Source organism: Defluviitalea phaphyphila (assembly GCF_001466305.1).
Lineage (GTDB): Bacteria > Bacillota > Clostridia > Lachnospirales > Defluviitaleaceae > Defluviitalea_A > Defluviitalea_A phaphyphila.
Window position 1 is genome coordinate 171,992 of the sequence record NZ_JWID01000001.1, and the last position, 12,298, is coordinate 184,289.

General features: G+C 30.7%; 10 protein-coding genes. All 10 read right to left on the bottom strand.

From position 1 onward, the window contains the following. Positions 1–16: 16 nt before the first annotated feature. The 10 genes from OM90_RS00745 to OM90_RS00790 all read right to left on the bottom strand — a co-directional run bounded on the left by OM90_RS00745 (position 17) and on the right by OM90_RS00790 (position 12,247). Positions 17–613 carry a nucleotidyltransferase family protein gene (locus OM90_RS00745; RefSeq protein ID WP_058484968.1) on the bottom strand — a complete coding sequence of 199 codons (597 nt, stop codon included), beginning with the start codon at positions 611–613 and terminating at the stop codon, positions 17–19. Between the two features lie 18 nt (positions 614–631). Beyond that, entirely contained in the window at positions 632–3,184 is a 2,553-nt protein-coding gene (gene xdh, locus OM90_RS00750) for a selenium-dependent xanthine dehydrogenase (protein ID WP_058485031.1), read from the bottom strand. A gap of 25 nt (positions 3,185–3,209) precedes the next feature. After that, entirely contained in the window at positions 3,210–4,055 is an 846-nt protein-coding gene (locus OM90_RS00755) for an FAD binding domain-containing protein (protein WP_058484969.1), read from the bottom strand. Then, complete coding sequence (locus OM90_RS00760; protein ID WP_058484970.1) at positions 4,049–4,516, bottom strand: (2Fe-2S)-binding protein; 468 nt, start codon at positions 4,514–4,516, stop codon at positions 4,049–4,051. The genes OM90_RS00755 and OM90_RS00760 overlap by 7 nt, the downstream gene beginning before the upstream one ends. A 58-nt stretch (positions 4,517–4,574) precedes the next feature. After that, on the bottom strand, positions 4,575–6,674 hold the full coding sequence (locus OM90_RS00765) for a xanthine dehydrogenase family protein molybdopterin-binding subunit (protein WP_058484971.1): 2,100 nt from the start codon (positions 6,672–6,674) through the stop codon (positions 4,575–4,577). A gap of 43 nt (positions 6,675–6,717) precedes the next feature. Next, complete coding sequence (locus OM90_RS00770; protein ID WP_058484972.1) at positions 6,718–7,698, bottom strand: ABC transporter permease; 981 nt, start codon at positions 7,696–7,698, stop codon at positions 6,718–6,720. A 16-nt stretch (positions 7,699–7,714) separates the two neighbouring features. Beyond that, positions 7,715–8,812, bottom strand: coding sequence for an ABC transporter permease (locus OM90_RS00775; RefSeq protein ID WP_058484973.1), 1,098 nt, complete (start codon positions 8,810–8,812; stop codon positions 7,715–7,717). After that, the gene (locus OM90_RS00780) at positions 8,763–10,310 is read right to left on the bottom strand and encodes an ABC transporter ATP-binding protein (RefSeq protein ID WP_058484974.1); all 1,548 of its coding nucleotides are present in this window, start codon (positions 10,308–10,310) and stop codon (positions 8,763–8,765) included. The genes OM90_RS00775 and OM90_RS00780 overlap by 50 nt, the downstream gene beginning before the upstream one ends. Positions 10,311–10,407: 97 nt before the next feature. Beyond that, positions 10,408–11,676 carry a BMP family ABC transporter substrate-binding protein gene (locus OM90_RS00785; RefSeq protein ID WP_058484975.1) on the bottom strand — a complete coding sequence of 423 codons (1,269 nt, stop codon included), beginning with the start codon at positions 11,674–11,676 and terminating at the stop codon, positions 10,408–10,410. 196 nt (positions 11,677–11,872) lie between these two features. Beyond that, entirely contained in the window at positions 11,873–12,247 is a 375-nt protein-coding gene (locus tag OM90_RS00790) for a RidA family protein (protein ID WP_058485032.1), read from the bottom strand. Between the last annotated feature and the right edge of the window lie 51 nt (positions 12,248–12,298).

Below are 12,298 nucleotides of genomic sequence, written 5' to 3' on the forward strand. Positions count from 1 at the left end.
CAAATGCATCGATTTTTTATAAATTTATTTTTTCATTATAAATAAATAATAAATTTTCATAATCTTCTTTTGTATCTGCATCTAAGAGAATCCCTTTATCATTTACCTCTATTTTTTTAATGGGAATATTAGTAGAATTTATAGCATTTTTTAATCCTCCATCTCCACTATAGGAAAGAATAGAATAAATCAATGAACAATCTATTAAAATGGGATGTCCTCCTATACTATTATAAACAGGTTTTGCCAAAAGTTCATTGCTCTCTATTAACTTTTTTATACTTTCATCTGAAAATAATGGAATATCACATGGTGTAAAAAGTATTTTTTCGCATCTATTTTTTAAGTATCTTAAACCTATTTTTACTGAATCAAACATTTCTGTTGTCCTATAATTTTCATTTCTAATACAAATAACATCTGTATCAGATAAATGAGATTCTAATTCGTTAGCTTTAAATCCAGTAACAATAACAATAGGATCAATCTTTGCTTTTTTAAAAGTCAAAATAATTCTTTTTATAATTGACCTTTCACCAATTTTCATCATTGGTTTGAAGTCTTTCATACGAGAAGATAGACCAGCTGCAACAATTAGTCCTCCTATTTTCATAATATCACCTTTTTAATATCATAATCGATATGCCGTATTATTCATTGGCAATAATGTTCTAAAAATACCATCACGTTTATAGTATGCTAATTGAATAGCTGGTGCCGTAGGTATTAATGGAATTTCACCAACACCTTTTGCTCCATAAGCAAGCTCTACATTATTCTTTTCTACTATTATAGTTTCTATTTCTGGAATATCTGTAGAACGCCAAAGTCCTAGATTACCATATGTAGCTTGTGGTTTCCCATTTATCATTTTCATATCTTCTGTTAAAGCATATCCAAGCCCCATAACTACTCCACCTTCAATCTGTCCTTCAACATTTGTAGGATTAATTGCTTTACCAACATCATGAGCTGCCACAACTTTTTTTACTTTTCCATCGTCATCTAAAATTACCACTTGAGTAGCATATCCATAGGCAATATGACTTACAGGATTCTTTTTATCAGAACCCATAGGGTCAGTAATTGCTGTAAATTCATCATAATATTCTTTTCCTTCTAATTCTTCTAATGAAGCATTTTTCAAATCTTCTTTTAATTTTAACGAAACTCTCCTTGTTGCTTCTCCAGTAATAAGAGTTTGTCTTGAAGCCGTACTTGTCCCAGAATCAGGAGTAATATCTGTATCTGGCTTTTCTACTATTACATCATTAATATTAATTCCTGCTGTCTCACAACATATAGCTCGCATTGTTGAAGCAATCCCTTGCCCCATACATGCTGCACTAGTTCTAAGACTTACCTTGCCATTTACAATTTTAAGTTTAACTCTTCCCGTATCAGGTATTCCAACCCCTACTCCTGTATTTTTAATTGCACAAGCAATACCAGCATTTTTCTCATTACTATAATATATTTCTTTTACAGCTTCTAATGTTTCTACCATAGCTGTCCCTTCATCTGCTATTTGTCCATTGGGCAATTCCTGGCCTGGACGAATTGCATTTAAATGTCGTATTTCATAGTAATCTAATCCTACTTTTTCTGCTAACATATTAATATTACATTCTGTAACAAAAATTGTCTGAGGAACACCAAATCCACGAAATGCCCCAGAAGGTACATTATTGGTATATACTGCTTTCCCTACAATATCTATATTTTGATAATTATAAGGTCCTGCTGCATGAGTACACGCTCTTTGTAATACTGGCCCTCCAAGAGATGCATAAGCTCCTGTATCTGCTATTAATCTTAATTTCATAGCAGTTAATCTTCCTTTTTCATCACAACCAGTAGTAATTTCTATATCCATAGGATGTCTTTTAGGATGTACCATTAAACTTTCATTTCTTGTTAATGTAACTTTTACAGGTCTTTTGCATAAATATGCTAATAAAGCTGCATGATGCTGAACACTCATATCTTCTTTCCCACCAAAGCCTCCACCTACATAAGCACTTTTTATATGGAGTTTTTCAGGTGGTATTCCGAGTAATCTTTGTATTTCTCTATGTTCATCATAAACTGATTGTCCTCCAGTATATACTATAAGTTCATCTCCTTTTGGTATAGCTAAAGCACTTTCTGTTTCTAAAAAAGCATGTTCTTGTGGTGGCGTATGATATGTGTTAGTAACTACATAAGCTGAATTTTTTAATGCTGTATCAACATCGCCACGTTTTATTCTTTCAGTTCTATATATATTACCACTTGGATGAATCTTATAATCTTTAATCTCCATAGCTTCCTTTGCAGAAAATACTGGTTTTCGTTCTTCATAGTCAACTTCTATTAAATCTTTTATTTCTTCTAGTGCTTTTTTAGACTTTGCAGCAACTAATGCAATAGCATCTCCACAATACCTAGTTTCTTCACCTACTTTAATTAATGCAGGCCAGTCGTAAGTTATATGTCCAATAAACCTTTCTCCTGGAATATCTTCTGCTAAAACTATTTTTATTAATTCTGGATGTTTAAGAGCTTTATCAATATTAATTCCCTTTATTAATGCTCTTGGATATTTAGAACGAAGAGCACTACCATATACCATTCCTGGTACCTTTAAGTCATCAACAAATTTACTACGGCCAAGAATTTTATCTATTGCATCTGGTCTAATACTTCTTTCTCCAACTTTACCTTTACCTTCCTCTATAATAGGTTCTTCTTCTCCTCTAAAACATTTTGCTGCTAAATTAATTGCTTCAATAATTTTTTTATATCCAGTGCACCTACAAATATTGCCTTTAATAGCATTTTTAATATCTTTTTTAGTAGGATAAAGATTACGGTCTAATAAAAATTTTGCACTAATTACCATACCAGGAATACAAAATCCACATTGTACTGCTCCAGCTTTTGAAAAAGCATAACTATATACCTGTTTTTCTTTAGAAGAGAGTCCTTCAACAGTAGTAATCTTTTTACCTTGAACTTTTTTCGTTGTAAGTCGGCAAGCTGGGATTTTTTTGCCATCTAATAGAATTGTGCAACTACCACAAACTCCTTCATCACAACCTTTTTTAACTGATGTTATATCTAAATCATCTCTTAAAAAATCTAATAATTTTTTATCTTCATTTGAGGTAACTTCTTTATTATTTACAATGAATTTATACATAACCATCCATTCTCCTATCTTTAAATTAATTTTTATAAGTAATAAAATCATTTAATAAATTAAGGCATGCTTTTTTTCTATATTTTGCTGTTGAACGTTGGTCATCAATAGGAATAATAAGCTTATCATAAAAATTAATTACTGCCTCTTTCTTTTCTTCTATATCACTTATTTTGGTACCAATTAATATTTTTTCTCCTTCCCTACTTCTTAAAGCAGTTGGTCCAACAGCGCCAAAAGCCATTTTTACATCCTTAATTATATTGTTTTCTATTTTCATAAGTCCTACAAAAGAAAGTTTTGAAATAGCTGATGATTTTCTCCCTCCTACTTTTTTATAATAGGAATAAGTCATATTTTTATAAGATTCTTTATCTATTTCAATAGCTATAACCATTTCATTTTTTTCTAAAGCAATTTTTCTTACTCCTAAAATAAAATCACAAATAGGCACACGTGTTATGTATAAATTACCATCTTTATTTATAAATGCTTTTACTATAATTGCATCCATAGCATATAAAACTGGAAGAGTATCTCCAGCTGGAGAGGCATTACATATATTTCCACCTATAGAAGCTATATTTCGTATAGCAGGAGAAGCTATATGTTTAATAGCTTCTCGAAGAACTTCAGGAATTATTTCATTATCAATCATTTCTTTATATACACATCCAGCTCCAATATAAATCTTATTACTATCTTCTTTTATTTCTTTTAATTCTTCTATTTGATTTATAAAAATCATATTTTGAGCAAATTTTTTGGTAACCATTAAATCAGAACCACCACAAATAAGCATATGTTCTTCTTCCATACTTAATATTTCTAATACTTCATTAATCGTTTTGGGATAGTATCCTTTTACCACAGACCTTTCCCCTCCTTTGAAGCTATCATTATAGCATCTACTATCATATTATATCCTGTACAACGACATAAATTTCCTGAAATTGCTTCCCTTATATCTTCATATGTAGGTCTTGATTTTTTAGAAAGTAGTGCATGAGCTGCTAAAATCATTCCCGGTGTACAAAAACCACATTGTACTGCTCCAGCTTTTGCAAACGCTTTCTCTAATACTTTATATTGTTCTGTTTCTCTAAAACCCTCTATTGTCACAACTGTCTTCCCTTTTATAGAACCAATAGCTGTAATGCAAGATGTTACAAGATCTCCATCAATAAGTACTGAACAAGCTCCACATTCTCCCTCTCCACATCCTTCTTTAGTTCCTGTTAAATTAAATTCATTTCTTAAAACATCCAACAGTCTTGTTGTCGCATCACTATTAGTCGAAACTAAATTTCCATTTAAAATAAATTCTATCATTTTTTATGACATGAACTTCTTTAAAGAAGTTCATGTGCCGTTTCACCACCTTTATCATTTAAAGTTTTTCCATTAGTTTTTCAGGAGTTAACGGAATTTCCGTAATATTTTTATTAATTGCATTTTCCACTGCAGCCACATAAGCTGGGGCTACTCCCACAAGAGGAAGCTCTCCTGCCCCTTTTGCTCCAAATGGTCCTCCTTCATATGGATTATCAATCAATTCAATATTAAAAGGTATGGTATCCTTAGCCGTAGGAATCATATAATCTGTCATATTGGCTTGATAAATTTGACCATTTTTATTTTCCATTTTTTCCATAGAAGCATATCCAATACCTTGAAGCATTCCTCCTTGTAACTGTCCCATAATAATATTTTTATCAATCGCCTTACCAACATCAAATATTCCCCAAACTCCAAGTAATTTTGTTGTTGCTAAAAGCATATCTACTTCAACTTCAACAACATTTAATCCATAAGAATAAGCTGGATAAGCATCTCCTTGAAACTTTTCAATATCCCAAGGTATCAAATCAATATGTTTATAATGTTCAATAATCGTCAAAGGTTCATGAGGTTTCCATTGTTCTTTCATTTTTTTTGCTGCTCGTTCTAATAATTTCCCTACAATCATGATAGATCTTGATGCAACTGTTGGACCAGAATTAGGAACTTTATCTGTATCTGGATTGTTAATATAAACTTTCTCTAAAGGTATTCCCAAAGTATTAGCCACAATTTTGCTAAATGTAGTATGCAATCCTTGACCCATATCTGTATTACTAACAAATATTTCTACTGTATCATCTTCATTCTTTACTAATTTTGCTATAGATTTTATATAATCTCTTTCAGCTGAACCCGTAAATCCACAACCATGTAGAAATAATGACATGCCTATTCCTCTTCTATATCTCCCAGTTTGAGGTTTGGAATATTTTTTATATTTTTTAGAATATCCAGATATTTTTTCTGCCTTGTCAATCATTTCATCAAGTGGTACATGGTAATGATATTTTCCATTTGTTGCTGTGGTATCTCCTTTTTTAGCAATATATTTTTTCTTAAATTCTAATGGATTCAATCCTAATTTTTCCCCTATATGATTCATTAACATTTCTATGGCAAAAAATGTTTGTGGTGCTCCAAATCCTCTATATGCCCCATTTGGTACAGTATTAGTTTTCATAGCTGCACCTGATACATATAAATTTTCTATCTTATATACACCTATTGCGGCAATTAATGCTCTTTGTAACACTACTCCAGATAATCCCAAATAGGCTCCAGCATTAGTCCTTATATCTGCTTCTATAGCAGTAATTTCTTTTTTATTATTAAGAGCAACTCTATACTTTAATCGTGCTGGATGACGTTTTGGAGTAACAAGCATATCTTCTTTTCTATCAAGAATTAATGCAACAGGACGTTTTACTTTTTTTGCTGCAACAGCAACTTGACAACCTATCATTGAAGGATAATCTTCTTTTCCTCCAAATCCACCACCAGTAACATTTTGAATAACTTGCACATGTTTATCATCCATACCCATAGTTAACATAACTGCTTCTTTAACATAATAAGGACATTGCATTGAACCATAAATTGTAATTTTATTATTTTCATATATCCCGATTACTCCTTGAGGTTCTATATAAGCCTGTTCTTGATAACCTGTTATAAATGTTTCTTCTAAAATTTCATCAGCATTTTGAAAAGCTTTTTTATAATCCCCTTTTTCATAATGATATGATACAAGTTTTTCATAAGCTTCTTCTATAGTAAAAACTGGTTCTTCTTCTTCGTAAGTAATCTTAATTTTTTCTGATAATTCTTCTATTTTTCTTTTATCTGGCCCTACAATCATCATGATTGCTTCACCCATATATTCGATATTCCCTTCAGAAAAAATAGGTTGTTCACTTTCAACTATTTTTAAAGCATTTTTCCCTGGAATATCTTTAGCATCTATAATATAATAATTATCTGGTATATTAGGTAAACTAATTTCTTTTATCTTTCCTTTAGCAATCGTAGAACGAATTACTTTAGCATAAAACATTCCTTCGAATTTCATATCTGCTACATATATAGCACGACCAGAGGTTTTTATTTCATGGTCTTTTTTCTTAACAGATATACTAATATCTTTCATTTAATGAGCTCACCACCTTATATTTTCTCAAATATTCTACTTATTAACGTTCTTCTCTAAAGTAAGCTTGTCCTAAACTTTTAGGAGGTTGAGATTCTCTTTTATTTCTCATACTTGTAATAATCAAAACAATAATTGTAACGACATATGGTAACATTTTAAATAATTCTTGACTTCCTCTACTTAACCCTTCCATATAAAGATATAATATGTATAATGCTCCAAATAATATTGAGCCCCGAATAGCATTATAAGAATTCCAAACAGCAAATATAACCAACGCAATTGCAAGCCATCCTCTATCTCCAAATCCGTTATTAGTCCATGTACCTCCTAAATATTCCATAACAAAATATAAACCACCAAGGCCTGCAATCCCTCCGCCAAGCATTGTAGACAAATATTTATATTTAGCTACATCTATCCCCGCAGCATCAGCGGCAGCAGGGTCTTCTCCTACAGAACGTAAATTTAAACCTATTTGGGTCTTATTTAAGAAAAAAGTTGTTAAAATCGCTAATATAATCCCTAAATATGTCAAAAATCCATATGAAAATAATGTCTGTCCTATAATAGGAATTTTTGATAATAAAGGAATCTTAGTTTGATATGCACTAGCTGTTACTGCAACAGATATTTGTCCAACTCCTCCTGCAATTTTTGAAATAGAACCACCAAAAAAATTACCAAATCCTACTCCAAAAATTGTAAGTGCTAAACCAACTACATTTTGGTTAGCCCTTAATGTAACTGTAAGAACACTATATAAAAATGCACCTAATACAGCGCAGATGAATGCACAAATAAAGGAAATAATAAGACCTTTAAAAGGGCTTGGATTTTCGACTCCTTTTTCGTACAAAAAAGCCCCCATAAGTCCCGCAATACCTCCCATATACATTAATCCTGGTATTCCAAGATTAAGATTTCCTGACTTTTCAGTGATTATTTCTCCTACTGCTCCAAATAAAATACTTATTCCTTGAGCAATTGCTTTTTGTATAAATATTAAAATTACATTCATCATTCTGCCTCCTAATCTAATCTTTTTTTAACTTGATTTCATAATTAATAAAAAATTCACATCCTATCAAAAAGAAAATGATAATACCAGTAATAATGTCAGATGCATTTTCATTTAATCCATATAAAGAGGCAATTTGAATAGACCCTTTCTCCATAAATATCAATAATCCTGAAACAAATATCATGGCAACAGGATGAAATTTTGACATCCAAGCTACAATAATAGCAGTAAAACCCCGACCTCCTGCTGTTGCAGTAGATATAGTATGACTTGCTCCACTTACAATAATACTTCCTGCTAATCCACAAATTGCTCCAGAAAGTGCCATTGTCCTAATAATAACTTTTTTTACATTAATATTTATATACTTAGCTGTATTTATACTTGAACCAACAACAGCAATTTCATAACCATGCTTTGTGTATTTTAAATATATAAAAACTAAAATTGTTATTATTAATACCAAAATAATATTCATTCCATATGTTAAATTAAATATTGGAGGAAACCACCCTTGCTTAGTGGCACTATTAATAATACCAACAGTATTGGAACCCTTAGGTTTTTCCCAAAAGATAACGCAAAATGCGACAATTTGTATGGCAATATAATTCATCATTAGAGTAAATAAAGTTTCATTAGTATTAAAGTATGCTTTAAATATTGCAGGAATAACTCCCCATATCATTCCAGCAATCGAACTAACAATAAAAATTATTACTAGTAATAGCCAATTAGGAAAATAGTCGCCATAATAAATCATAGCTGCTGCAGTGGCAACTCCTCCCATTAGGATTTGCCCTTCTGCTCCAATATTCCAAAATTTCATTTTATAAGCAGGAACAAGTCCAACTGAAATAATGAATAATATCAAAATGTCTTTAATAGTAACCCAAATACGTCTTTTATTTCCTATAGCTCCATTAATAATCTCTAAATATATTTGTAAAGGATTTAAATGCGTAATAGGTATAATAATTAATGCACAAAAAATCAATGCCATGATTATAGCTATTATTCTTATCCCTATAGACTTTTTCATTGATATTTGATCTCTTTTTTTAAGATATATATAATTCTTTTTTCTTTTCCCATTTATTCTTATATTCATATGAGCCACCTTCTACATTCTTTGTCATCATTATGCCAATTTTTTCTTTAGAAATTGTTTTTGCATCCTCTATTCCAGTTATTTTCCCATTATTCAAAACCATAACCCTATCACTAAGAGCTAGCAAAACATCTAAATCTTCTATAACGCATATAACAATAACTCCTTTCTTTTTTTGTTCATTTAATAAGTTGTAAATCGTATAAGATGAATTAATATCTAATCCCCTAACAGGATACGCTACCATTAATACTCTTGGATTTTGCAATATCTCTCGTCCTACTAATATTTTCTGTATATTCCCTCCGGATAATCTTCTAATAGGCGTTTCTATTCCCGGCGTTACAACCTTTAATTGATCAACTATTTTCTTTGCTATTTTTTTTGGTGAAGAACGATCTAAAAATATAGACCTACCTTTAGAATAATTTCTTAGCATTATATTGTCTGTAATACCCATATCCGCTACAAGTCCCATTCCTAATCTGTCTTCTGGTACAAAGGATATATCTATTTGAGAAATATCTTTTGAATTCCCCTGTTCATCAAAATATTTAATTTTTCCACTTTCTATTTTTTGTAATCCTGCTATAGCTTCTAAAAGTTCTTTCATACCACTGCCAGAAATTCCTGCTATTCCAAGAATTTCTCCTCCTTTTGCAGTAAAGGACACATTATCAACTACTTTTCGACCATCATTGTTAATACAAGTAAGATTATTAACTTCTAATCGAGTTTTTGAATCCTTTACCTCTGCTCTTTTTATATCTAAATTAATTTTTTTTCCCACCATCATCTCCGTTAAATATGATATATTTGCTTCTGATGTTTTTATAGTTCCTATGTATTTCCCTTTTCTAAGTACTGCTATTCTGTCAGATAAATCTAATACTTCCTGCAATTTATGCGTGATAATAATTATAGATTTACCTGCTTTTTTCATATTTCTTAATATAGTAAATAATTTTTCAGTCTCTTGAGGTGTTAAAACTGCTGTTGGTTCATCTAAAATAAGAATATTGGCACCTCTATAAAGTACTTTTATAATTTCTACAGTTTGTTTTTCAGAAACAGACATATCATAAATTTTTTTATCTAAATCAAGTTCAAATCCGTACTTTTTAATTAGTTCTTGTAATTCATTCTTAACTTTAGCTAAGTTCAACATACGATTATTAGGTCTACCAAGAATAATATTTTCTGTCGCTGTAAATATATCAATCAGTTTAAAATGTTGATGAATCATTCCAATTTTAAGTGCAAAGGCATCTTTGGGAGAACGTATAATAACTTTTTTCCCATTTATTAATATTTCTCCTTCATCCGGTGAATATATCCCAGAAAGCATATTCATTAGTGTTGTTTTTCCACTTCCATTTTCTCCAAGTATCGATAATATTTCTCCTTTTTTTACTTTAAGGTTCACATTATCATTGGCGATCACTTTCCCAAACCTTTTTGAAACATTTTTTACTTCAACAGCATAATTTTCTACCATAAATTAATCCTCCTTAATGTAAATGCAGAACTGTATTTAACAATTCTGCATTCACTGTATAATTAAAGGCTATTATATAATTTTGTTACATTATTTATTAATCAGTTGTTAATTCAGTAATACCATCTATCCTAAGGTCAAAGGAAGGTGCTGATTTAAGTTCAGATTCATGAAAATAACCATCAAATACATATTCTTTATATTTTGCATAATTTTCATCTGTTTCCATTAAATCTTCAATTGAAGAACCATTTATGGTAAATGTAGATGTATCAAACACATGTAATTCTCCTGACTTAATTGCTTCTTCCACTTCTGCAACCTTTTCAGCTGTACCTTCAGGAACTATATTTTCATTTAATTCTGTAATTGACACTGCTCCTTCAGCAAATCCTTCAGACCAATCTGCTGGAAGTTTTCCACCTTCCATTACTGTTTTAACTGCATATGTATAATAAACTCCCCAATTATTAGCAGCTGATGTCAAAGCTGTATTTGGAGCAACGGAAGTCATATCTACATTATATCCAACTATTGGAACTCCATTAGCTTCACATGCTGTAGCTCCTCCTGTTGTATCAGCATGTTGACTAATTAATACACAACCATCAGCAATAAGTGCTTCTGCTGTTTCTTTTTCTAATGTCATATCTGCCCAACTATTTGTATATTGTACTTCCATTGTTGCTGTTTCACATACACTTCTTACCCCTAAGAAAAAGGCTGTATATCCACTAACTACTTCAGCATAAGGATATGCTCCAATGTATCCTATTTTACACTCATCTTCTGTAATAATTCCATCTGCAATCATTTCATTCAATTTTAATCCAGCTACAACACCTGCTACATATCGTGCTTCATAAACATCTGTGAAATAATTACATATATTATCCAGTCCACTTGCTGCCGCTTGATAACCTGTCGCATGAGCAAATTGAATATCTGGATATTCACTTGCTGCCTGAATTGTATAATCTTCATGTCCAAAACTTGTAGTAAAAATAATGTCACAACCTTGTTCTGCTAAATCAACTATTGCATCATAACATGTTTCGTTTTCTGGAATATTGGTTTTTTCAATAATTTGTTCATCGCTTAATCCTAAAGCTTCTTGCATACTATCTATACCTTTCATATGCGCTTCAGTATATCCTTCATTTTCATCTCCAATATAAACAACCCCTACCTTAAAATCATTAGAAGAATCAGAGACTTCAGATGAATTATCTGCAACGTCAGATTTTGTTGTTTCTGATGAATCTGATGTTGATGAATCTGACGTTGATGTGCTTGTTCCACATCCTGCTAATGTAATCACCATTAATATAAATATTAAACCTACAGATAAAATTTTCTTTTTCATAATATTTTCCTCCTTTTAATCTTTATAAAAATTCATAAATAAAAAAGGAGTCACGTATTTTTCACACGTAACTCCTTTGTCACTTTGCTACTTATATTTTATTCAAACCTATTTTATTAAAAAGTATTTTATCATTTGATAAAATATTTGTCAATATTTTTATTAATTATTTGTATTTATTACTTTATTTAGATATCTATTTTACTGCTATTGCTTCAATTTCTATAAGTGCATTTTTAGGTAATTTAGAAACCTCAACAGCACTTCTACAAGGATATTCTCCATCAAAAAACTCAGCATAAATCTCATTTATTTTTGAAAAATTATCCATATTAGTCGTAAAAATTGTAGTTTTAACAATATCTTTAGATGTACAATTTGCCTCTTTCAATATTTCCATAACATTTTTTAAGGATTGTCTTGTTTGTTCTTCTATTGTATTAGGCATTTCTCCGTCTATAGGATTAATTGGAAGTTGTCCTGAAACAAACACTAAATTTCCTACAATTTTCCCTTGTGAATATGGTCCTATTGCAATAGGAGCTTTATTTGTCGAAATTATTTTTCTCATAATATATAGCACATGGACTTTAATATACAAAATCCATGTCCATTTTCACTC

What these genes read in the sequence shown, in the direction of transcription:
- OM90_RS00745 (WP_058484968.1), bottom strand. Translation starts at nt 613, where the DNA reads ATGAAAATAGGAGGACTAATTGTTGCAGCTGGTCTATCTTCTCGTATG.
- xdh (WP_058485031.1), bottom strand. Translation starts at nt 3,184, where the DNA reads ATGTATAAATTCATTGTAAATAATAAAGAAGTTACCTCAAATGAAGAT.
- OM90_RS00760 (WP_058484970.1), bottom strand. Translation starts at nt 4,516, where the DNA reads ATGATAGAATTTATTTTAAATGGAAATTTAGTTTCGACTAATAGTGAT.
- OM90_RS00765 (WP_058484971.1), bottom strand. Translation starts at nt 6,674, where the DNA reads ATGAAAGATATTAGTATATCTGTTAAGAAAAAAGACCATGAAATAAAA.
- OM90_RS00770 (WP_058484972.1), bottom strand. Translation starts at nt 7,698, where the DNA reads ATGAATGTAATTTTAATATTTATACAAAAAGCAATTGCTCAAGGAATA.
- OM90_RS00775 (WP_058484973.1), bottom strand. Translation starts at nt 8,812, where the DNA reads ATGAATATAAGAATAAATGGGAAAAGAAAAAAGAATTATATATATCTT.
- OM90_RS00780 (WP_058484974.1), bottom strand. Translation starts at nt 10,310, where the DNA reads ATGGTAGAAAATTATGCTGTTGAAGTAAAAAATGTTTCAAAAAGGTTT.
- OM90_RS00785 (WP_058484975.1), bottom strand. Translation starts at nt 11,676, where the DNA reads ATGAAAAAGAAAATTTTATCTGTAGGTTTAATATTTATATTAATGGTG.
- OM90_RS00790 (WP_058485032.1), bottom strand. Translation starts at nt 12,247, where the DNA reads ATGAGAAAAATAATTTCGACAAATAAAGCTCCTATTGCAATAGGACCA.